18 protein-coding genes and 1 pseudogene are annotated in these 20,719 nt (G+C 68.3%); 7 read left to right on the top strand and 12 right to left on the bottom strand.

Going from position 1 to position 20,719, the window contains the following annotated elements; translation table 11 throughout:
- The first annotated feature begins 1,162 nt into the window (after positions 1-1,162).
- Positions 1,163-2,707, top strand: coding sequence for a hypothetical protein (locus LG634_RS01700; RefSeq protein ID WP_226731744.1), 1,545 nt, complete (start codon positions 1,163-1,165; stop codon positions 2,705-2,707).
- 125 nt (positions 2,708-2,832) lie between these two features.
- Positions 2,833-3,234: a helix-turn-helix domain-containing protein gene (locus LG634_RS01695; protein ID WP_372482353.1), complete on the top strand. Its 402-nt coding sequence runs from the start codon at positions 2,833-2,835 to the stop codon at positions 3,232-3,234.
- On the opposite strand, the pseudogene LG634_RS01690 reads toward LG634_RS01695, so the two are convergent.
- A pseudogene (locus LG634_RS01690) lies at positions 3,212-3,959 on the bottom strand (transposase). The gene LG634_RS01695 and the pseudogene LG634_RS01690 sit on opposite strands and share 23 nt — an antisense overlap.
- A gap of 911 nt (positions 3,960-4,870) precedes the next feature.
- Between LG634_RS01690 and LG634_RS01685 the strand changes: the two are divergent.
- Positions 4,871-5,176, top strand: coding sequence for a helix-turn-helix domain-containing protein (locus LG634_RS01685; protein WP_226731743.1), 306 nt, complete (start codon positions 4,871-4,873; stop codon positions 5,174-5,176).
- A 359-nt stretch (positions 5,177-5,535) separates the two neighbouring features.
- Positions 5,536-6,390: a tyrosine-type recombinase/integrase gene (locus LG634_RS01680; RefSeq protein ID WP_226731742.1), complete on the top strand. Its 855-nt coding sequence runs from the start codon at positions 5,536-5,538 to the stop codon at positions 6,388-6,390.
- A gap of 1,011 nt (positions 6,391-7,401) precedes the next feature.
- Here LG634_RS01680 and LG634_RS01670 read toward each other — a convergent pair.
- Genes LG634_RS01670 through LG634_RS01660 form a run of 3 tightly spaced genes read right to left on the bottom strand, consistent with a single transcriptional unit; the run spans position 7,402 to position 10,802 of the window.
- Complete coding sequence (locus tag LG634_RS01670; protein WP_226731741.1) at positions 7,402-8,073, bottom strand: hypothetical protein; 672 nt, start codon at positions 8,071-8,073, stop codon at positions 7,402-7,404.
- A 51-nt stretch (positions 8,074-8,124) separates the two neighbouring features.
- Positions 8,125-9,042, bottom strand: a complete 918-nt coding sequence (locus LG634_RS01665) for a 5'-methylthioadenosine/S-adenosylhomocysteine nucleosidase family protein (RefSeq protein ID WP_226731740.1) — start codon at positions 9,040-9,042, stop codon at positions 8,125-8,127.
- Positions 9,039-10,802: an AbeC-like domain-containing protein gene (locus LG634_RS01660; protein ID WP_226731739.1), complete on the bottom strand. Its 1,764-nt coding sequence runs from the start codon at positions 10,800-10,802 to the stop codon at positions 9,039-9,041. The genes LG634_RS01665 and LG634_RS01660 overlap by 4 nt, the downstream gene beginning before the upstream one ends.
- Positions 10,803-10,888: 86 nt before the next feature.
- Between LG634_RS01660 and LG634_RS01655 the strand changes: the two genes are divergently transcribed.
- Positions 10,889-11,611 (top strand): NUDIX hydrolase, encoded by a 723-nt coding sequence (locus LG634_RS01655; protein WP_226731738.1) that lies wholly within the window; start codon positions 10,889-10,891, stop codon positions 11,609-11,611.
- 143 nt (positions 11,612-11,754) lie between these two features.
- Here LG634_RS01655 and LG634_RS01650 read toward each other — a convergent pair whose 3' ends face one another.
- The 5 genes from LG634_RS01650 to LG634_RS01630 form a co-directional block, all read right to left on the bottom strand.
- A complete protein-coding gene (locus LG634_RS01650; protein WP_226731737.1) occupies positions 11,755-12,192 on the bottom strand; it encodes a hypothetical protein in 438 nt (145 codons plus the stop codon).
- On the bottom strand, positions 12,189-12,611 hold the full coding sequence (locus LG634_RS01645) for a roadblock/LC7 domain-containing protein (RefSeq protein ID WP_226731736.1): 423 nt from the start codon (positions 12,609-12,611) through the stop codon (positions 12,189-12,191). Before LG634_RS01645 ends, LG634_RS01650 begins: the two co-directional genes overlap by 4 nt.
- An 88-nt stretch (positions 12,612-12,699) precedes the next feature.
- Positions 12,700-13,500, bottom strand: coding sequence for a hypothetical protein (locus LG634_RS01640; RefSeq protein ID WP_226731735.1), 801 nt, complete (start codon positions 13,498-13,500; stop codon positions 12,700-12,702).
- A gap of 252 nt (positions 13,501-13,752) precedes the next feature.
- The gene (locus tag LG634_RS01635; RefSeq protein WP_226731734.1) at positions 13,753-14,973 is read right to left on the bottom strand and encodes an amidohydrolase family protein; all 1,221 of its coding nucleotides are present in this window, start codon (positions 14,971-14,973) and stop codon (positions 13,753-13,755) included.
- A gap of 151 nt (positions 14,974-15,124) precedes the next feature.
- Positions 15,125-15,859 (bottom strand): DUF2470 domain-containing protein, encoded by a 735-nt coding sequence (locus LG634_RS01630; RefSeq protein WP_226731733.1) that lies wholly within the window; start codon positions 15,857-15,859, stop codon positions 15,125-15,127.
- 916 nt (positions 15,860-16,775) lie between these two features.
- Here LG634_RS01630 and LG634_RS01625 point away from each other — a divergent pair.
- Both LG634_RS01625 and LG634_RS01620 read left to right on the top strand, forming a co-directional pair.
- The gene (locus LG634_RS01625; protein WP_226731732.1) at positions 16,776-17,309 is read left to right on the top strand and encodes a hypothetical protein; all 534 of its coding nucleotides are present in this window, start codon (positions 16,776-16,778) and stop codon (positions 17,307-17,309) included.
- A 6-nt stretch (positions 17,310-17,315) separates the two neighbouring features.
- Positions 17,316-17,915, top strand: a complete 600-nt coding sequence (locus LG634_RS01620) for a hypothetical protein (protein WP_226731731.1) — start codon at positions 17,316-17,318, stop codon at positions 17,913-17,915.
- A 47-nt stretch (positions 17,916-17,962) separates the two neighbouring features.
- Here the strand turns inward: LG634_RS01620 and LG634_RS01615 are convergent, their stop codons facing one another.
- From LG634_RS01615 to LG634_RS01605, 3 genes are read right to left on the bottom strand one after another with little or no spacing between them, the layout of a single operon-like run.
- Complete coding sequence (locus LG634_RS01615) at positions 17,963-18,415, bottom strand: GNAT family N-acetyltransferase (RefSeq protein ID WP_226731730.1); 453 nt, start codon at positions 18,413-18,415, stop codon at positions 17,963-17,965.
- Positions 18,416-18,426: 11 nt separating this feature from the next.
- Positions 18,427-19,236, bottom strand: a complete 810-nt coding sequence (locus tag LG634_RS01610; protein WP_226731729.1) for a 4'-phosphopantetheinyl transferase family protein — start codon at positions 19,234-19,236, stop codon at positions 18,427-18,429.
- A gap of 7 nt (positions 19,237-19,243) precedes the next feature.
- Positions 19,244-20,713, bottom strand: coding sequence for an MFS transporter (locus LG634_RS01605; protein ID WP_226731728.1), 1,470 nt, complete (start codon positions 20,711-20,713; stop codon positions 19,244-19,246).
- Positions 20,714-20,719 lie beyond the last annotated feature (6 nt).

Here is a 20,719-nt window from a genome sequence, read left to right as displayed (position 1 = left end):
GCCCAGCCGGGCTGGACTCCTACCGGCCAGTCCTGACCGTGCCGGAAGACTGGCTCACCGCACTTCGGGGCCTGCATGACGACGCCTGGCGTCAGGGTGCAAGCTGATTGAGAAGCAAATAGCCTTGATGGCGAAGAGCTCGCTGAGGCAGGGACTTGGTAGCAATCGTTCTACCCTCTCTACATACTCACCAGAATCCTGGGTGGTGGAGGTGTGGCGTGAGCATCAGGAGGATATTTCTGATTGCACCAAGTGCATGGTCCCTGTTGGCTGGCACGATAGCCGGAGCGGCTATCAACATCCTAACGTCGGAAGTGTCGCAGACTGCGAAGCCGCTTCAAGGGACCATCATCGCCTCCGCAGCTCTTCTAATACTTTCGGCTATTTTGTTTGCTTGGTTTAGCCTCAACCTTGAAGGGTTTCGAGGTGATTCTCGGGACGCTTCCGAGTTCGAGCGCCTCATTACACTTTCCAGCGTGAGCCGCAAATTGAGCATCCTGTTGATATCTGGAACTTCAGTTTTGGCCAGCGCAATTGGGGTCCTGTTCCTAAGGTGAGGCGATGCAGTATGGGATTCGAGGACCTACAGCGACACTTGGCAAGTCAGTCATGGCCGACGTTCCCAGGGAAACCGACATGGGAGGACGTTTCGTTCCACGGACTCCCAGGACGAGAAGAGCTCCTCAGCCGTGTGGCACAGAGGCTCGAGCAAGCCCATGTGGTGATATTTGGTGGACCAAACCGCGGGAAGACTTTCTTCTCATATCAGGCTGGGAGGCTCTGGCATGATATCTCCAGGACCGGCAATCCCGCTGTTCGGTATGCCTCCGCAAGCGAGCTCGAAAATGAGGATCTAGAAGATCTTGCGATAGCCGACCAACAGTACAGGAGGTACAAAACTCCAACGCTGTACATTTTGGACGACTGCCACTTGAACGAAGACATTGCCAGGAATCTCTACATGAAAGCGAGTCCTCCAGGCGTAGTCGTTCTATTTTGCTTCCGGGGCAACTCATTCATTGAACTGCCTAGATGGGTTTTGGCGTTGAAAGAGAGGACGGCGGGTTCCGATGTTGTCTTGCTCACACGGAATCATCAATTGGATTTGGAAGTAGTAAAGGAATACACTCGCAGAGTCGAACGAAGCGCCACCAAGGAGGACATGAAAGCCCTCGTACGGCATTCTGGTTTTGACCTGGCGGGAATCGTGGAATCTTTGGAAGTGTGGAACAAGAAGCCAGAAATATCGCTAAGGCAAGTGGATCGAAATGCCGTCCTGGATTTCATTAAAGAAGAATATGGGATCGCCCCATTCAGTGGCGATCGCTGCAAGGCGCTTCACGTCTTGGCCGTCCTTGGGGCGCGGGAATACACCACACCTGTGGAGATGCTTACCCGTTTCTCTGGAGCGATGCAAAAATTGTTGGCTGAGGGCCTGGTCAGTGAGAGTCCGACCAGACGTGGACGCTACCAGCTCAGCAACATAAAGGTTTGCGATTGGGTTCTGCGTGCGCTGTCTCGGCACTGCAAAACAATCATACCGACCGACGACTCAATTGTGCATGAGTACTACGAACGCTCCATCGCGACCGGGGGAGTAGGAATTTATGCGCTGCGCTGGTTTGCTGAACGCCGGGAGCGTGAACTAGTATTTCGGATTCTGAGAGACCAGAAAATAACCCCAAGGCTGCGAAGCTCTCTGGAAAACGTATCGGGGGCGATGCTCAGGAAAATACTGCACCCCGTCCTCTACTCCCTTCCCCAAAATGAACGCTGGCGCCTCCAGGACCTCCTCACGCCCTCAGCGACTACGCTGTTGAGTGAAAGCTTGAAGGGGGCTCCCGCTTATCAGGTAGACCAGGGCATGAGAGTCCTGTGCTCAACTGTCAATCCATGCACTGTTTTCGATGGTTGGGGCATTGAAGACTGGCAGACAACAATTAACAAGTCCTCCATCAATAGCCTAAAGAGCCTCGCCTACTCCATCCTCCGTTACCGTCTGAATCCTGCAGCAAACTCGCTTGCAAGGGCGCTCTCTTCTGGCGATCTACAGGGTGTTCTCACAAAATGCCAGACTTCAATGAGTAGCCTGAGCGGCCTCATCGGCAATCTAGAGAGACTAGAAAAAGGGTGCACTGCGCCATTCCTTGAGAAGGTGTTGAGCGCCGACCTTGCTTTGGTCATGGAGAATGCAGAGCCGGGCAGCTTTTCCTCAATCCTCTATCGGATGAATGAGGCTGAGCACCCTGAAATCGTCATGCAGTTCATCGTCCGAAATCGCGATTCCTTGCAAAAGATGCTGGACCGGGCGGATTGGAAAGCGCGCTTCTGGCTGCTATGGAACGCGTCTCAGGCCGACAAGGAGAGTGCCGCGGTTTTTATGCGGCAAACCAGCGGAACTTTGCTTCCTCGCCTAGATGACGATACTTACATGCCATATCTGGGCCTAGCGAACTATTTGGGTGTCGATCATCCGCCCGCTCCCCTCCCCTCGAACACAGCGATAGTCGCCATGATAGAAGAAGAGTGGAGTCCGACCGCTGTCGGCCTAATACTGCGCGCTGTTGCCGTCCACGGCGACCCCGCCCTCATAGAAGACCTAAAAGGTGAATTGTCGATAGAGTATTGGGATTGGCGAGTATCATCAGTGCCAATTCCAGCTGTCCGTGATCTGCTTTCTCAATCTCTGGCGATTTTTTGCCACTGAGCCGTTTCAGCGCGGTCACCGATCGGGTGATGCCAGTGTGGTGGAGGCGGGGCCGCAACGCACGAGGCTCCCATGCCGTTGAGGGAGATGTTCGAAGTCTCAACCCCATCGGCACAGAAGCCTCGTTGGTTCCCTATCCTGCCGCACTCGACCTGCCCCACGCCCTGGTCGAGTGGGTAACGATGCTCATCGTCACCCGCGAGGGTGACCGAAGGCGCAAACTCCCGCCGCACCAGCGCGCGCTCGTCGCTCTCGTGTACTTGCGGCGCCACGACACCCTCACCCGTATCGCGGCTGGCTTCGGGATATCCGTCGGCACCGCCCACGCCTATGTCACCGCCGTCACCGGGCTACTCGCGGCCCGTACACCCGGCCTGCTGAAAACCCTGCGCGAGAACGACCCCAACTTCGTGCTGCTGGACGGGACCCTCGTCGAGTGCGACCGCGTCGGCGACAGCCGGGAGGACTACTCGGCCAAGCACCGCCGGCACGGAGTGAGCCTTTTCAGCGTTGCCTCTCCAGGGTGAGGACGGCCTTGGTGATGACGGTCATGCGGTGGGGCTGACGCGGGACCTGCGGAAGATCTGCCAGCACTTCAGCCGTGCCATGCCGCGTTCGACAGGGGCCCGGGTTTGCGCGAGGGCGCGGTGACAGTGCGCTGAGTGGGAGTGAGCTCCCCGCCGGGCGGTCGTTTGAGGCCGGTGGCGACCCAGGGGCCGGCGCCCGTGTAGGCGCGATCGGCGAGGATCGGGGCGCCCTGGCGCTCGCAGATCTGGATAATGCGGTGGGTGCGGGCGGCGGTCAGGTCGTGGGTGCGGCCCGGCAGCGCGGGCGAGATCCACAGCACCTCACCGGAGGGGTCGGTGACGACCTGGACGTTCACGCCGTGCCGGCGGTGCTTGGCCGAGTAGTCCGCCCGGCTGTCGCCGACGCGGTCGCACTCGGCGAGGGTCCCGTCCAGCAGGACGAACTCCGGGTCGTGCTCGCGCAGAGTCTTGAGTAGGCCGGGAGCCCGTTCGGCGAGCAGGCCGGTCACGGCGGTGACATACGCGTGGGCGGTGCCGACGGATATCCCGAATCCGGATGCGATGCGGGAGAGGGTGTCGTGGCGGCGTAAGTACACCAGAGCGACGAGCGCACGCCGGTGCGGCGGGAGTTTGCACCGTCGGTCACCCTCGCGGGTGACTATGAGCATCGTGACCCACTCGACCAGGGCGTGCGGGAGGTCGAGTGCGGCAGGATACGGAACCAACAGGGCTCCTGTGCCGATGGGTTGAGACTTCGAACACCTCCCTCAACGGCACGGGAGCCCTGTGCGTTGCGAACCCCTCCCTCACCCCCGGCCCCGTCACCCGATCAGTGGCCACGCTGAAAACGCTCATTGGCCACGTGGGCGACGTCAAGGAGAGGATGCGGCATCATGCTCGTGATCGTGCCAAGTCTGGTCCGATGCCGCAGGGAGTTTCCCGTTCGAGGCAGGAAACGCGCCCGGCTCGGAGCATTCGCCCACGGCAGACATGGAAGAGACGCGAAGGACTGGAACGCTCTCCGGGACCATGCCAACGTACAACGTCCCCGAAAACACCAGGTCAGCAAGGCCTCGTGCGTGCTCCAGGCGGCCCATGGGCTCACTGCACTCTCGATCGAGCCATGGCTCCAGGAGATCCTCTGTCCAAGTCTGTATTGCTCTCTCTGCGCCTGACGGCTCCTCCTCTGTTCACGCTCGGCGCTGTGTGCGCATGGACTGAGAAGCAGCATGTTGACTATGGCGGCATCGCCACGGCGCTCTGCCTGAGTGTCTGCGCGGCTGGCCTATTCGCCGAAGACTTTCTCCAGGATTGCTACCGAAGCGATCTAGCTGCACTCGCTCACGTCGCCGTGCACCCGGGCGTGAATGTCCGACAGGTCGCCCGCGCGGTGGGTGTCTCGGAGAAGGTCGCGACCCGAAGCCTCGACTGCCTTGTCCGCGACGGGATCGTGGCTGCGCAAAACGACGCCGACGGGCGATCGCCTCGGTCATTTCGGTTGGCCCTCTGACCCCTCCGGACAGCGCCTGAGGTTCACACAGCGGCGTACATATATAGCCGACGATCCCCGGTTAGCCAAACCGGGGATCCTCCAGATCATTGACGTAGTTCGCACCGACTACGCGGCGGTGGCGTGGTGCGGGCTGCCCTGTCCAAAATCCGCTGCGGCCCGAGCCATGCCCTGCGCAGTCACTGCGCGCGGGCGTCGTCGGAAGCCCAGGGCGAAGTGAAAGACCCGACCATGTGCGAAACCCTGCTCTCTGTCCCCCGCGTGGCCCAGATTCTCGACATCAGCCGGAGGTCCGTCTACCGGTACATCACCTCGGGCGAGCTGTCGGTTGTTGACCTGCGCACAGGCAACGAACGCTCGCGCGTCCGCATCCCGAGCAAGGACGTGCATGAACTGGTCCGGCGGCGCACGGCCGCCTCTCCCCGGCGCTGAGCTGAGTCCGACCCCATACGTGTTGAGGCGAGAGCCGTCGTCATACCCAAGACAATCGGAAAGGGCATATGCCGTACCTGCGCAAGCTGGCCTCCGGAAATTGGCAGGCCACTGTCAGAAACCATACTGGCGAGCGGTTCACTGAAACGTTTCCCCTTCGGTCGCAGGCCCGCGAATGGGGCCTGGACCAGGAGGCGAAACTCCGCCGGAATGCGTATCAGGATCCGCAGGCGGGGAAGATCAAGTTTGGGGAGTGGCACGACCGCTGGTGGGAAGCCCGCGTCGTGGAACCCCATACGCAGCGAGGAGACGCTTCATGCATACGTACCCACATCACTCCGTACTGGTCTGATTGGGAAGTGCGCGCGATCTCCCGCCTGGACGTGCAGTCCTGGGTCCGGAAGCTGGTCGTGGAGAAGAAGGGGGCCTCGGCGATCCGGCGGGCCTACAACCTGATGTCCTCCATCATGCGAGCGGCGGTCGACGAGAACCTCATTTCCGTGACGCCTTGCAGGCGCATCGACCTGCCCCGGGAGGCGGTAAAGCCGCCGCAGTGGTTCACCGTCGAGGAGGCCCAAGCCATCCTCGACGAGCTCGAAGAGCCGTGGCAGACGATGGTGCTGCTCGCCTTCTACACAGGCCTGCGGTGGGGAGAGCTGGCCGGTCTCCATGGGCACCGCATCGACTGGCGGCGGGGCCGGCTGTTCGTCGTGGAGGTCAACACGAAGTCAGGGATCAAGGAGTACCCGAAGAGCTCGAAGAGCCGCCGCGAGGTCCCGATCCCCGAGCACGTTCTCGACGCCCTTGCCCGCCACATGCGCGGGCGCGACCGCGCGGGAGTCGTCTTCACCACTGTCACCAAGGGCCGGTCCGGTCGGTTGCTCGACGACGGCAACTGGCGGACCCAGACATGGTGGCCCGCGGTCAAGCGCGCGCACTACGCAGAACCTGACGGGACGAACCGGCCGGTTCCGCACTACCCGCCGCACTCCATGCGTCACACCTGTGCGTCCTGGCTGGTTCAGAAGGGGGTGTCACTGTACGAGGTGCAGCACCTGCTCGGGCATGAGAGCTACCAGACCACGCAGCGGTACGCGCACCTCGCCCCCGATGCTCACCAAGCGGTCCTCGGAGCCTGGCAGCGGCTGGACTCCCAACTGATCGTTCCAGACGGGGCCACCCCGAGCCCGGGCACGGATGCTCGCCGTCGGTGACGGTAGGTAACCTCCCGTCCACCTCGCACATAGCGTTTCCCCGGCGCCGCCGGCCACACCCCTTTCCGCGTGTGGCCGGCGGCGCCGTACCCGTTTCCGCTACCCTGGCCAGGGCGCCCCTCAAGGGCGGCACGGCAAGAGTGGCGATAGCCCGTGACGCACGCCGACGCTGGTGACGCTCGTTTGACGCACGGCCCGTTGGAGAGTAGGGGAAAACCGCCTCTGACCTGCGGCTTTGACTACCACCCCACGGGTCCACATCTTCCCGATGACGCACCACGTGGAGTGCGTGGCGATTCTGGAGCCGGTGAAGGACGAGGCGTGAGCGGCGGATTCAGGCGGGTACGACGCGTGCTGAGATCGCCGCTGGTCTGATACGAACCGTACGGACACCGCCAGGGTCCGGCGCGCGCCGTCGAAGTCGGCGAGCCTGGCGCCAGTACGGCTGTAGCCAGCCGGGTGCTCGCCAGGTGTCTGGCGTCAGGTTCTCCCGCAGGCGCACGTGGCCAGGATGTCCAGTTGGTCGCCACACTGGTGCAAGTAGTCGTCCAGGCGCAGGGTCTGCCGGTCGTAGTCGAACACGACGACGGGGCCGGCGGTGTGCTCGGACGGGTAGTGCTGCCGGTACTGGACAACACCGGGGTGACTGAACCGCTGGAGTACGGCTGGCTCCCGGTGGGCGGCGTAGTCGACCGACTGCCGCGAGGCCGCGGAGGAGTTGCGTTCCCGGAAGTCGATGCGGACCCGGGCTGTCTCGGGCAGCTCGCTGTGCTTGGCGTTGTAGTCGGCTCAGGTCGGCCCGTGAAGCAGACCGCTTCAGCCACCCACACGCGCTTGCCGTCCTGCCCGATCGGCCCGGCCGGTTCCTTGGCCTTCTTGTTGACCAGATGCAGCGGCTTGCCGTGGGGCTCCCGGCGCCGCATGAGGTTCATCGGGATCACGGTGCCGGCCACAGCGCGCAAGGAGCCGTTCTGCACGGAAGCAGAGACATCGAAACCCTTGATCTGGGGTTCAGGTCAGGGGTGTCGGGAGGGGTGGTGTGGCGTGTGTCCACGTTGCGTCGAACTGTCGCAGGGCGGCGGTGTAGAGGAAGCCGGGCGCTCGCGCGTACAGGCACGGGGAGTTTCTGCCATGGGCCGACGCACTGTAGTAGGTGAGGTAGGCGGCACGGTCCGTCGCGATCACACGGCAGTTGTTCGGCAGGTTGAAGGTGCGCAGTTCAATGTCGTCCCTCGCCTGTGTCACCCGGGCCAGGTAGTCGATGTTCGTCCGGACCTGGCTTCTGAGCACACCCACCGCGAAACCGGGATCGAATCGGGCCACCTCCTCGGAGCGCCTGTCGAGCCACGAGTCCTCTCTGGGGTCGGGGTCGGGATCGGGCAGGAGGATCTGGACGGACTGCGGGGAGGCACCTGCCGACCACAAGGGTGAGAACACCTCACGGGTGAGCACGTTTCCCCGGCCCGCCAGCACTTTGACCCAGCGGGCTCTCCGCAGATCGCGAGCGAGGTCCCGTTCGGACGAGGACTGGTGGCGGTAGACGCGTCCGAGGCCGGTCCCCGTGTACCGGGAGCAGGTGGCGAGCAGCCACCACAGGGGACGGGCGCCGCGGAGCAGGCCGAGGACGAGGAGGATCGCGCTGGCTGCAAGAGAGCCGAGGATTCCGAGCAGAAATTCGGTCATGCGGAGCCTTCTTCCGGTGTCGAGTCGGATTCGGCGCGGCCCACGACTGGGTCAACAGAGGAAGGGGAGCAGGAGTCGCAGAACGTGTGCGGCGTTGCGGGCCGCGAGTTCGTGGTGTGCGTGTCCCTTCGCTTCGTCTGCGTTGTCGGAAACGCCTCGGATGACGATCCAGCCGGGATTCGTCTCGTCGTGCACGGAGTTCTCCTGCCAGTACTGGCTCAGTCCTCCCGCTTCCATGTCCACTGCCAGCACCTTCTCGTTGTACTGCGCGAGGTATCGACGGATGTCGCTGTCGCGGTCGGCGATGACTGCTTCACCGGAGCCGATCAGTCCCGGATACACCTCGTATTCCCCCGAGGGTTGTGGGGCGAGCTGACCGTGGATGCGGGCGGGTGTGCCGTGCTCGGTGAAGAAGGCGTTCACGGCGTGCACCACCGGGGCCGGGGCCTGTCGGTGTTCCCCGCGTCTGCGGACGTCACCGAGCGGATTGATTTTGCGGTTCTCGTAGTAGACGACTTCGGTCGAGACGATGACGTTCCCGATGCGGGCGTGCTCGTCGTGAATACCGCCCCCCACCCCGACGAGGACCCACATCCGAGGAGCGTAGTGGCGTCGCAGGTTCTCCAAGGCCGCCATGGTCGACCGCTGCCCTTGGCTCTGAGTCTGAGTGGCGACGATGCGTACGGTTGAATCCGGAGTGGCGTATTCTCCGCGGTAGAAGTAGAGGCCGCCTGGCGCCTTGTGCCGTTCGAGCTTCAACTCGGCGCACAGAGAGCGCAGTTCCTCGCTGAGGATGGTGACGATTCCGACGTCCCACGTGTCCTGCTCAGCCGCTGCCATGGCGCCGGCGACCGGTGTGCCGCTTTGCTCCGCCGGGGGCGCTGCGACCACGCGGGCGTGGCTGCCCACGGCGTTGTTGCTGATGGTGTTGCCGTTTCCATGAGAGCTGATGCCTCGGTTGGTGTTCACTGAGCTCCTCCTTCGCCGGGGCCGTCGGCCGCTGTCGCAGGGTGCGCCAGAGCGCCGACCTGGGCTGCATCGCCTACTGCGTTGTTGCTGATGGTGTTGTTGTCACCGAAGTTGAAGATCCCGCTGTTGATGATTTTGAGCGCTCGGTTGTTGAACTCGGATGCGTCCACATCCTTGGTCAGCAGGAAGTCGCCTGCTGCTCGAAGCAGGCGTTGTTCGATCGTCTTCATCCGGCCGAGGATGTCGGTCTTCTCCAGTTGGACCTTGGACCACGCCTGGGCCGATTCCTCCCGGATGCTCACACGACTGCCGATGAGGACATTGGGTATCGGGGTGGAGGTGAGATCCGCAGGGAGAACGGCAGCCCTGACCAGAGCCTGGAGATACCGGATGATCCGCCACGAGCGCTCGACCTGTTCGGGGAGAGCGAACAGTTCACGGAAAGCAGCCGATACAACCGCCGTCAGGCCGTGCTGGCCGAACTCGGCTGTCCGTTGGAACGACCTCGGCGTGTGCGCGAGGACGCACGCTGCCGTGGAGATGATCAGGGTTCGTCCTCTTACGCTGACGTGGAGCAGGACGGTCGCCACGTACTCCGCACCCTCCAGCGGTGTGGTGACCTCGAGGAAATGGTGCCCCCTTGACCCTGGTGTGTTGATGATGTCCCGTAAATCCGCGTCGGTGAGCTGTTGCGGGAGCAGGGAGCGATCGGTTGCCACGTCGGTCTCGGACACGTAGACGCGGTCCCTGACCTGCGCGGGCAGACGTACCTCGTGGCTGTCGGTGTTGAGTAGGCGTACTGCCTGGCGCAAGTGCTCGACGAGCTCGTGTGCCTGGAAAGGGGGCACGAGATGCTCTCGCTCCTGCAGAGGGGCGTCATCGTCGTCGACGGGACGCAGGAGTTGGACGCTCATCGGCGGGTTCCACTGGTAGACGATCTCTCCGGCACCGATGAAGGGAGACTCTCTTCCGAAGAGCGTGAACACGGTCAGATCGTCCTCGGTCACTCCCTTGTCCTGATTGTGGCGAGGGCGGCGGTACACGGTGTGCACGTCCTCCTGTTGAACGTCGGCCACCCGCTGCCGGCGGGAAAGACGCGCGGGGCGCAGGGTCGGCGCCCGGAGGATCCGATTGAGCTGCAGCTGGCGTATGGCTCCGATGGCGAGGCACATGAGCATGAGAGCTGCCCCCACGTGGAGGGCTGCGGTGGCGTCGCGGGGGTGGATGAGCGCGAGTGCGAGGCCCGTTGTCGCGACAGCGAGCGCGATGCTGCCGACGCGTTGCAGCGCCAGTGACTTCTCCGATCTCCTTCTCGGCAGCATCTGTTGGAGGCGGCGCTGATGCACACGCTGCCAGTGCTGCCGCTCCTTGTTGCGGGGTGCGGTCTTTCGGTCGATCCGGAGCTCGCGGTCGCCCCGGTGGATGAGCAGACCCAGACGGAGGAGCCACAGGAGAGCCAGGCCGCATGCCACGAGAACGCTCGCGGGCAGGGCACCTGCACACGTCGGCGCGATGACCGAACCGAGCAGCGTGATGCGCAGCACGGCCGTAAGGGTTGCGGCGCGCCATGCATGGCGCATGACCGGGACGATGTCGAAGCCGTACGAAGGGGCCACCCTGCGGTGCGGGGACGTGCAGACCTTGTCGATCACGAGGTCGCGGAAGTGCTCGTCAACGTATGCGCCCGTGCATAAGTGACGTGTTACGGCGGTGAGTTCGTCGCCGGAGCCCTTTGCGGGTGGTGCGGGGAGAGTGGCCATGTCCTGCCCTCGCCGTCCTGGGGTTAAGGTCTGAGTGACCATAAGAGGCGAGAGTGTTCAAGTCAATGTGACCTTTAGGGGTTCCTTTGGATGACTGGCTGAAAGACTCCGATGAGGTGGAGGCCTCGTGGGTGACGGTGGACCTCGCGATCTTCACGCTGCGGGGCACCCGCCTGATGGTGCTCCTGATCGACCGGGGACTGGAGCCGTTCCTGGGTCGGCCTGCGCTCCCCGGTGGGTATGTCCAAAAAGGGGAGACCCTACGGCAAGGCGCGCTACGTGAGTTGTGGGAGGAAGCCGGCATCGACGGCGGTCTCCTCCACCTGGAGCAGCTGGGTGCTTACGGTGACCCTGGACGAGATCCGAGAGGGCGGGTGGTCACCGTCGCGTACCTGGCCCTGGGGCCTGACCTGCCCGCGCCCGTGGGTGGTACGGATGCGCACCACGCCTACTGGGCATCGGTGGAAGACCTGGACCGGGACGGCGTGAGGCTGGCGTTCGATCATTCCGAGATCCTCGCCGACGCTCTGGAGCAGGTCCGCCGCAAACTCGAGCACACCCCTGTCGCCACGGCCTTTTGTGCAGCTGAGTTCACTCTGAGCGACTTGCGCACGGTCTACGAAGTGGTCTGGGGGCAGCCGTTGGATCCGAGCAACTTTCGGCGCAAGGTGCTGGGGACCGCAGGATTCGTGGAGCCGACAGGTGGACAGAGGATGCCTTCGACGGGCCGTCCGGCTGCGCTCTACCGCACGGGGAACGCAGGGGTGTTGAGCCCTCCCCTCCTGCGTATGGGCGGGCAGCCTGCATAGTTGGCCGAATTGGGCCGGGAGCCAGGGCCTCCCGTTGGAGTGGGTTGGCGTGGGTGTGCCGGTTGGGAGGCCCTGGGTGGGATTGGGGGTGCCGGAGTTCTGGGGCCGGGGTTTCTTGGTCACGCCCTTGAGGCGGGACCCGTTTACAGGTGGCCCTGGTCCTTCAGGACCCGGCGGGCCTGGGCGAAGAGCATGCCCACGTTGACCGTCTTGCGGCAGACGACCACGGCGACCACCTCGTCGTCGCTGTCCACTCTGAGGAAGAGGTGGGCGAGGTTGTCGCTGTTGACCAGGATTTCCTGGAAGTAGTGCTCGTCGCTGACGACGCCGCGGCGTTCCTTGAAGATGCCTTCGATCATGAGGACGTTGCGGCCCTGGAAGAGGTCGAGCGTGGCGGCCGCGAGCATGTCGAGGACCTCCGGCGGGTGCGAGTCGACGGTCTCGACCGAGAGCAGCATGCCCGTGGACATGTCGATGACTCCCGCGGCCACGCAGTCCGGCACCTCGGCGCGCAACGCCTTGACGGTGCTCGTGACGCGGCTCGCCATGCTCTGCGGTCCGTGCGTTTCCGACCCGCTCATCGCGCTCCTTCTCCGGTTCTGTCGTGGTGGCCCGCGTCCGCGGGGGGTTCGGTGAGCAGGGTGGTGATGCGCTGCGCGGAGGCCTGGGCCTCGGTGTGCAGGCGGGTGATGTCCATGCCGGCGTCGCCGAGCACCCCGATCAGGGCCATGTCGCCGAGGGAGTGGGTGACGAGGTAGCCGTCGGTGAACTGGGACACGGTGTGGTGGAGCAGGCCCCGGTGCGTCATGGAGCCGGCGCGGCGGGCGATGTTGAGGGTCGCCGCGGTGAGGGCGGCCAGGCTCTCGGGCTCCGCGGTGTCGTCGGTCTCCGCCGTGATCAGCAGACCGTCCACGGACGCCACGACGACGTCGGTGACGCCGACGACCCGGTTCCGCAGGGTCCTCACCTCTGCCGCCAGCTGGGCTTTCCTTGTTGTCACTGCGCTCCTGTCGGGTTCGTTCGTGCGAGGGCGTGCGTGCCGCCGCCGGCGGGGGCGGCGGGGTGGCGGGTGATGGGCGGCGGGCGGCCTAGAGGCCGGCGGCCGGGCGGAGCGGCAGGACGTTGGTGATGCCGCTGGCTCCCGGCAGGCGGCGCGGGAGGCCGTCCGTGGGCGTGCGGGGCCCGGCGTACGGGTCCGTGGCCGTGGACGCGTCGGGTACGACGGCCTCGACCAGGTCCTCGCCGAGCAGCCGGGAGACCTCGACCGCGACGGCGTACAGGCTCCGGCCGAGGAGGAACGCGATGTCCCTGGTGCTGCGGCGGCCGTTGACGCGCAGCAGGATCTCCCGGCGCTCGCCGTCGGCGGCGGTGTCCAGGGCGGCGGTGCCGGCGTCGGTGCGGCCGAGCCGGGTGCGGAACGGGGAGAAGGGGTGGCGGCGAGCGGCGAGGGCGCGGATGCGCCGTTCCGCTTCCCGTACGAGCCAGTCGGGCTCGATGGGCCGGAGGGCGGGGACCCGGCAGTCGTGCGTGTCCCGTTCGAGGGTGAAACCGTCGATCCGGCCCATTCCGATGGCCAGCGCGCCGTCCAATGCGGCCGCCACGCAGATCAGCTGCAATTCCGCGGCGCCGACGAGTTTGCGTTCGACGAGTTCGGCGCCGAGGGGCCGTTCCGCGGGGCAGGACAGCGTCGCGGCGGCCCAGTCCGTTTCGCTGATGCGGGCGGACCGCAGGAGGAGGGTTTCCGCGCCGGGGGCACCCGGCGAGGCCACCTCGGCGATGGCGCCGTCCCGGAGGTGGAAGGATCCGCCGGGGTCCCCGGCGACCAGCAGCGTTCCGGAAACCCGGTGCAATGGTGCCTCGGCCAGGGTCCTGGCGACTTCCTGACCCATCAGCCGGGACGGTTTCCTGAGGGCCGGTACATCGATTTCTGGCATTCCCCTGCAATCGGCCGCGCTTTTCGTGGATTTCCCGGAAACCGAAATCCGCTCACGTCAGCCCGGGAAGTGGTGTTCACCCTAAAGGGGGATCTCCCGGCGGGCGGCCGGTCGCCCGCTTATTCGCGGCAAGTGAACTGTTGTGACGAGTTCCGGTCGTTCTGGTTTCGCATTTGCTGCTTCCGGGCGATGCGGTGGAACGTGCGGCTACGCGTTCGGGGCCGGGGTGGCGGGGGTCGCCGGAGTGTACGGGCGGCCCGCGGCGACGACGAGGTGGGGGGCGCGGAGGGCGGTCAGGTCGGTGAGGGGGTTGCCGTCGACGACCAGGAGGTCGGCGCGGTGGCCGGGGGCGAGGCGGCCGGTGCGGCGGGCGAGGCCCAGGGCTGCTGCGGCGTGGACGGTGGCCGTGTCGATGACGTCGGGCGGGGTCATGCCGATGTGCAGGAAGAACTCCAGGCTGGCGACGAAGCCGTCGAAAACGGCGCGGGAGATCCCGGCGTCGGTGCCGGGCAGGAGCCGTACGCCGCGCTGGGCCATCCAGCGGATGCGCCGGAACATCTCCTCGGCCCGTTCGGTGCCGAAGCGTTCCGCGAAGCCGCGCCAGTCGGGGCTGGCGGCGGGGCACACTGCGATGCCCCGGTCGGCCAGGGCGGCCACCAGGTCTTCGCGTACGTCGAAGCCGTCGCGGGCCATCCAGGTGCAGTGCTCGATGGTGTCGACGCCGGCGGCCACGGCGGCCTCGATGCCCTCGGTGCCGTGGGCGTGGGCGGCCACCGGCAGGCCGGCGCGGCGGGCCTCGGCCACGATGACGTTCATCTCGTGCGGGGTGAACTGGGCCTGCCAGACAGGCGGCCCCCCCTTGGTGATGCCGCCGCCGGTGGCCATGACCTTGATGAGGTCGACGCCGTTCGATGCGTTGCGGCGTACGGCGGCCCGGATCGCGTCCTCGCCCTCGACTTCGCCGCCGAGGAACCAGCAGTGTCCGCCGGGGCCGGTCAGCGGGGTGCCGGCGGACAGGAGGCGGGGTCCGGGGCGGTTGCCGGCGGCGATCTCGTCGCGGAGGCGGACGGCCAGGCCGCCGCGGTCACCGAGGTCCCGAGCTGTGGTCACGCCGGCTGCGAGGAGCCGTTCGGCGCGGGCGGCCATCTGCGGGTACAGGTCGTCGTCGGAGGTGGCCAGCAGGCTCGCCACCGGGTCGGGGCCGGCGTCGAGCGCGAGGTGGACGTGGGCGTCGATCAGGCCGGGCAGCAGGGTGCCGTCGGGGAAGTCGAGGCGTACGGCGGACGGTTCGGCCAGGCGCTCGACCTCGACTCGGGGTCCGGTGGCCGTGATCGTGTCGTCCCGGACCAGGACGGCTCCGTTCCGGATCACCTCGCCGCCGGGGCCCGCGAGTACCTGTCCCGCCGCCAATACGGTCTGCTGCTGCATCGTGCGCCTTCCTGGTGGAGCCGGGCGTGGTGTGCTGCGGGCCCGGAGGCTGGACAGGGCCCGCGGTGCAACGTAACGGCTCGTCCGGGTCGGGGCGTTCGGGGCGTTCGGGGTGGTGGCCGGGATGCGCCGGTGGCGGGCGGGGCGGGCGTCAGGCCGTCAGGTGGGTGTGGGTGGTGCGGCGGGCGGCGGCGAGGAGGGCGTGGATGCGGGGGGTCGCCTGGTCGATGTCGGTGAGAGGGCTGGGGAAAGGGAGGCGGGTGGTGTGGGTGGTGGTGGGGTGTTCCAGGCGGAAGGTGATGCCGTGGCGGTCCAGGGCGACGGGGAGGGCGCGGGTGAGGCCGTGCTTGAGGCGGGGGGAGACGAGGCGGAGGAGGAGGGTGACGAGGTCGGGGTGGGCGGAGGTGAGGTGCTGGAGCATGGCCGCCTCGGAGCCGGCGAGCGGGTCGGGATCGGCCGAGTTCAGCTCGTCCAGCGTGACGTAGGTGCGGCCGTCGGCGTCCTCGATGACCGCCTGGCCGAGGTACAGGCAGGTGTCGGTGGTGGTCTCCGGGTCGTACGGGGCCGGCACCAGGCCGGTGAGCGTCACCCGGGCGCGGACCCGGTCGCGTACGGGGGTGGGGGCGACGTCGGTGAACTCGACGCGGACCGGGACGCGGGGGGTCGGGTCACCGGCGGTCCGGGGCCCGTTGGGGTGCGGGCAGGGGTCCGCGGGGGCGCTCGGGTCGTGGAGGTGCAGGCGTCCCAGGGCCGGTGAACTGCTCAGCCGGTGGATCTCGTGGCGGTGGCCGTCCGCGGTGACGGTCATGGAGTGGGCGGTCGTGACGATCGAGCGCATCCGCTCGGCGGGGGTGGGGCGCGGTGCGGCGGCGGGGCGGAAGGGCATGGGGGCTCCTGGGGCGAGGGGCAGCAAATCTACTTAGGCATGCCTAACCTAACTTAGTGAGTGGGTCGGTGGAAGGGCGCCCCCGGGGGCGAGGAGGGTGCGCGCACCGGCACCGCCGGCACCGGCCGGGCCCGGGCAGTCGGCGCAGGGCGGACGTGCCGCCGCTGCCGCCCCTGTTCGCCTTGCCCGTCCGGGACCTGTGGCCGGCGAGGGTGCTGACGGCCGCTTCGGTCGGCCCGGCGAGGCTCTGGTGGGGACGCTCCGGGGGTGCTGTGCGGGCGTGCTCGCGCTCGACTGCCGCTGGTGCGGGGTGCGACGGCGCGTCGTGCGATCCCGTGGCCGCGGGGTGGAGCAGGCGAGCCGTGCGGTGACCCAGGGCGGGAGCGGGAGCGGAAGCTGTGCTGCCGGCGTCGTCCGGGGGCGGCGCGGGGTGCGCCGTGTCCGGGACGGTGGGATGGAGGCGGTCTCCGCGCCGGCGTCCTGCGCGGCCTGCGCGACCGCGGCGGCGTCCGGCCCGGCGAGGCTCTGGTGGGTGGCTCCGTGGGTGCTGTGCGGGCGTGCTCGCGCTTGCCTGCCGCTGGTGCGGGGTGCGTTGGTGCGTCGTCGGATTCGTGGTCGCGGATCGCGGCCTCTGTGTCCGACTGGCCGTGGCCGGGGCGATGGTGGAGCAGGTCGGGCCGTGCGGTGGCCTCGTGCGGGGCTGGAAGCGTGCTGGTGACGTCGGCCGGTGGTGTCCGCGGGCGGGCCGGATGCCGGGTCGCCCCCGGTCGCCTCGGCCGCGCCCCGGGGAGGCCGTCGGCCGCAGGCGGTTCGGGCCGGTCGCGGATGCCCCGGCCCCGTGGCCGCCCTGCGGGTTTGCGGCCGGGTGGTGCGGGCAGGCGCTGAAGTCACTGGGGACCCAGGGATGGAGGCGGTCATGGCCACCAGCACACTGCTCGCCATCGTGATCCCGGTCGCGGTCGTCCTGATCGCCGCCGGGGTGGCACTGTGGCTGCTCCGGCGGCGCAGGGCGCTCCGTGAGCGGTTCGGGCCGGAGTACGAACGGACCGTGGCGGACGAGGGCAGCAAGCGGGCCGCGGACTCCGAGCTGCGGCAGCGCGAGGAGCGGCACGAGCACCTCGACATCAGGGAGCTGCCGGCCGACCGGCGACACCGCTACGAGGAGGACTGGATCACCGTCCAGCAGCGCTTCGTGGACGACCCGAAGGCGGCGGTGGACAGTGCCGACGGCCTCCTGACCCACCTGATGCAGGACCGCGGCTACCCCACCCGCGGGTACGAGGACCAGCTCCGAGAGCTGTCCGTGGAGCACGGGCGGACCCTGGAGCACTACCGGGCCGCCCACGAGGTGAACGAGCGCAGCGGGGAGGGGCGGGCGACCACCGAGGAGCTGCGCGGGGCGATGGTCCACTACCGCGCCCTCTTCGACGAACTGATCGGGACGAGGTGAGCCGGCATGACGACGTCGGGCGAACACAGGCCGAGCACCGAGGAGTTGGCCGCCACGGCCGGGCCGGAGGAATCATCCGGCACGGCCGGCCGGCCGCCCGAGTACCCCGGTGAGGCCACCGGCGACGGGCACGCTCCCGCGCCGGGGCGGGACCGGGAGGACGTGGCCGCGGAGGCCCGCCGGGAACGGCACGAGGCTGCCGAGGCCCGCCGGGAGCAGGACGAGGCCGACGCCAGGGAGGCGGCCTTCGAGGAGGGCCGGGACGGGCCGGACGACGGGCCGGACGACGGGCCGAAGGCCGTCGGCGCGACGGCCGGTGACGACGGCGCGGGCCCGCGGATGGCGCTGCTCGACGGCGACCGGGCCGAGGAGTTCCGGCACAACTGGGGCGACATCCAGGGCCGGTTCGTCGACGACCCGCGCGGAGCGGTCCGTGACGCGGACACCCTGGTCGCCGAGGTCATGCAGACCCTGGCCGGCACCTTCGCCGACCACAAGCAGGAGCTGGAGGGCCGGTGGCGGCAGGGCGAGGAGGCTCCGACCGAGGACCTCCGGCTCGCCCTGCGCAGCTACCGCTCCTTCTTCGACCGGCTGCTGCGCACCTGACCCGCCGGCGCAGGCGGGTCGGAGCGCGAGTCGCGCGGGCCCGCGGGTCAGAGCGCGCGCTTGAAGCCCACGTGCGAGCCGGTGAAGCCCAGGCGCTCGTAGAAGCGGTGGGCGTCTTCGCGGAGGCGGTCGGAGGTCAGCTGGACCAGCTGGCAGGCCTGCCGGCGGGACTCCTCGACGGCCCACTCGATCAGCTGCCCGCCGAGTCCTTCGCCGCGGGCCGAGCGGTGGACGCGTACGCCCTCGATGACCGACCGGGTCGAACCCCTGCGGGACAGCCCGGGGATGATCGTGAGCTGGAGGGTGCCGACGACCTGGCCCGCCCGCTCGGCCACGACGACCTTCTGGTTCGGGTCGTCCTTGAGACGGGTGAAGGCCGCCAGGTAGGGCGTGAGGTCGTCGGGGGTCTCGCGGGCGGCCCCGAGCTCGTCGTCGGCCAGCATCGCCACGATGGCGGGCAGGTCGGCTTCGGACGCGGGCCGGATATCGATCCTGGTCATGGGGTCCCATGCTATCCGCGGCCGTGCGGGGGCGTTCCGGGGCGCTGCCCCGGAGCCGCCGCGGGCAGGTTCAGGGCCACCGCCGCGCAGTGGCCCGGCGGGACCGCGACATCGGTGAGGGACCAGCCGGGCAGCGGGGCGGGCACCGGGCCGGAGCCCACGTAGTCCGCGGCCGGGTCCTCGGACAGGCCCACGCCGAGGCCCTTGAGGTAGGCCTCCTTGCGGGTCCACACCCGGGTGAAGGCGAGGGCGCGTTCCGCCGGCGGGAGGGCCGCGAGTTCCGCCGCCTCCCGGGGGTGCAGGACGTCGGCGGTCTCGGCCACGGTGTGCAGCGGCGGCACCGCCTCGACGTCCACGCCGACCGGGGTGGTGGCGAACGCCAGCAGGCTGAGCCCCTCGCAGTGCGAGAGCGAGAAGTGCAGGGAGTCGCCCGGCAGCACCGGGCGGCCGTGCGGTTCGCCGCAGCCGGGGCAGGGGGCCCGCGACACCGTCACACCGCGCGGCGGCAGTCCCAGGTACCCGCCGAGGAGCCGGCGCAGGCCGACGTGGGCGCACAGGTATGCGTCCCGGTCGGCGTCGTGCAGGAACTCCGCTGCACGCAGCAGTTCCTGACGGTCCAGTACGTACGGCGCGTGCCGGGCGGCGGTGACCCGGTGGGTGGCGGTGTCCACCAGCCACACCTGCGGACTGCCGTACGCCGGAGGTGAGGCCGGAGGCGGCGCCACGTACACGACGGCGGGCGGGGCGGGCGCCAGCAGGGCGGGCGCGAGGGCGGTCGGGGGAGGTGGGGCGGGGGGTGCGGTCGGGAGTTCCGTCGTCATGGCAACCTCACACAGGTGCGGGGGAGTTGGCCGTCAGGGGCGCGGCCGGGGTGTCGGCGGCCGGAGCGGCCGGGACGCTCCGGCCGGTGCCGTCGGCGGTGCCGTCGGCGGAGCCGGCGGGCGCGGCGGACCCGGCTGCCGCAGCCCGCGGGGCCGGCCCTTCGCCGGTCGTCGCCGGGACGGCTGCCGGACTGCCGGCCGTGGCGCCGGCCTCCGGGGACGGTGCGCCGGTCGTCCCCTCGGCGGCCTCCGGGGCCGGGCTGCGGAGGGCGTACAGGGCGAACAGCGGGGAGAGGCAGGCGATCGCGCCGCACAGGAGCCAGGTCTGCCGGACGCCGAGGCCCAGGGAGACGGTGCTGAACACGGCGATCGAGACCGGGGCCGTGCCGATGCCGGCGAGGGAGAGGGTGGACATGGCCGCGCCCATGCGGCCCTCGGGCACGGCCTGCTGGTAGACCGTGACGATCGCCGGGCCGTTCAGCCCGGACAGCAGGCCCACCGCGCCCGCCACCGCCGCCAGCGTCACCACGGACGGCATCAGGGCCATCACGGCGATGCCCGCGGCGAGCCCCGCCCCGGTCGCGACCAGCCGGACGAACACCGGGATCCGGTGCGCCAGCGCCGCGCCGAGCGCACTGGAGCCCAGCGCACCCGCCCCGAAGCAGGCCAGCACCACACCGACGGCTCCGACACCCCAGCCGCGCTGGGACACCAGCAGCGGCAGCGCGACCTCGGCCGGCCAGCTGAACGCCAGGTCGATGCAGAAGGACGCCAGGAACATCCAGCGCAGCCGCGGGTGCGCGGCCAGCAGCCGGAAGCCGTCGCCGGAACGGCGCAGCAGCGACACCCCCGGCTCGCGGCGCGGCCGGGCGAACCCGTGGGTCACGTATGCGGCGCATCCCAGCCAGACCGCGCAGCCGGCGGCGGCCGCGGCCAGCGCCACCCACAGGTGCCCGACGGTGATCAGCCAGGCACCGAGCGGGGCGCCGGCGATCGGCGCGACCCGGAGCACCATCCCGTACAGCGAGTTGGCGCGGGCCAGGTGCTCGCGGGTGGCCAGGTGCGGCATCAGCACGCCGGACGCGGGTCCGGCCAGGCCCAGCAGGGCGCCCTCGACCACGGCGACCAGCGCCAGCGGCCACAGCCGGTCGGTGCCCGCGACGACGAGGGCGCCGGCGACGAGCACGGCGACCCGCGCCGAGGTGGCGCGCAGGAGCACGACCCGCGGGCCCAGCAGGTCGGCGACGGCACCGCCGAAGACCAGCATCAGGGCCCGGGGGACGGTGGCCGCGAGCAGCACCAGGGTGAGGGCGCCGGTCCCGCCGATCTGCACGGCGGTCCAGTTCATCGCGATGAGCAGGGCGAAGCTGCCGGCCTGCACCGCGGCCTGCCCGCTCACCAGGGCACCCACCTTGCCCCACTGCACGGCGGCCGGCCGCTCGGTACCGGGCGGGGCCGCGGGGGATGTCGTAGCCATGGAGGA

Origin of the sequence: Streptomyces bambusae (assembly GCF_020532645.1) — a bacterium.
In the GTDB taxonomy this organism is placed as follows: domain Bacteria; phylum Actinomycetota; class Actinomycetes; order Streptomycetales; family Streptomycetaceae; genus Streptomyces; species Streptomyces bambusae.
Note: the sequence above shows the minus strand (reverse complement) of the source record. Positions and strands in the feature narration are given on the sequence as shown.

What these genes read in the sequence shown, in the direction of transcription:
- LG634_RS01700 (WP_226731744.1), top strand. Translation starts at nt 1,163, where the DNA reads ATGAAAGCCCTCGTACGGCATTCTGGTTTTGACCTGGCGGGAATCGTG.
- LG634_RS01670 (WP_226731741.1), bottom strand. Translation starts at nt 8,073, where the DNA reads ATGACCGAATTTCTGCTCGGAATCCTCGGCTCTCTTGCAGCCAGCGCG.
- LG634_RS01660 (WP_226731739.1), bottom strand. Translation starts at nt 10,802, where the DNA reads ATGGCCACTCTCCCCGCACCACCCGCAAAGGGCTCCGGCGACGAACTC.
- LG634_RS01650 (WP_226731737.1), bottom strand. Translation starts at nt 12,192, where the DNA reads ATGAGCGGGTCGGAAACGCACGGACCGCAGAGCATGGCGAGCCGCGTC.
- LG634_RS01640 (WP_226731735.1), bottom strand. Translation starts at nt 13,500, where the DNA reads ATGGGTCAGGAAGTCGCCAGGACCCTGGCCGAGGCACCATTGCACCGG.
- LG634_RS01635 (WP_226731734.1), bottom strand. Translation starts at nt 14,973, where the DNA reads ATGCAGCAGCAGACCGTATTGGCGGCGGGACAGGTACTCGCGGGCCCC.
- LG634_RS01630 (WP_226731733.1), bottom strand. Translation starts at nt 15,859, where the DNA reads ATGCCCTTCCGCCCCGCCGCCGCACCGCGCCCCACCCCCGCCGAGCGG.
- LG634_RS01625 (WP_226731732.1), top strand. Translation starts at nt 16,776, where the DNA reads ATGGCCACCAGCACACTGCTCGCCATCGTGATCCCGGTCGCGGTCGTC.
- LG634_RS01620 (WP_226731731.1), top strand. Translation starts at nt 17,316, where the DNA reads ATGACGACGTCGGGCGAACACAGGCCGAGCACCGAGGAGTTGGCCGCC.
- LG634_RS01615 (WP_226731730.1), bottom strand. Translation starts at nt 18,415, where the DNA reads ATGACCAGGATCGATATCCGGCCCGCGTCCGAAGCCGACCTGCCCGCC.
- LG634_RS01610 (WP_226731729.1), bottom strand. Translation starts at nt 19,236, where the DNA reads ATGACGACGGAACTCCCGACCGCACCCCCCGCCCCACCTCCCCCGACC.
- LG634_RS01605 (WP_226731728.1), bottom strand. Translation starts at nt 20,713, where the DNA reads ATGGCTACGACATCCCCCGCGGCCCCGCCCGGTACCGAGCGGCCGGCC.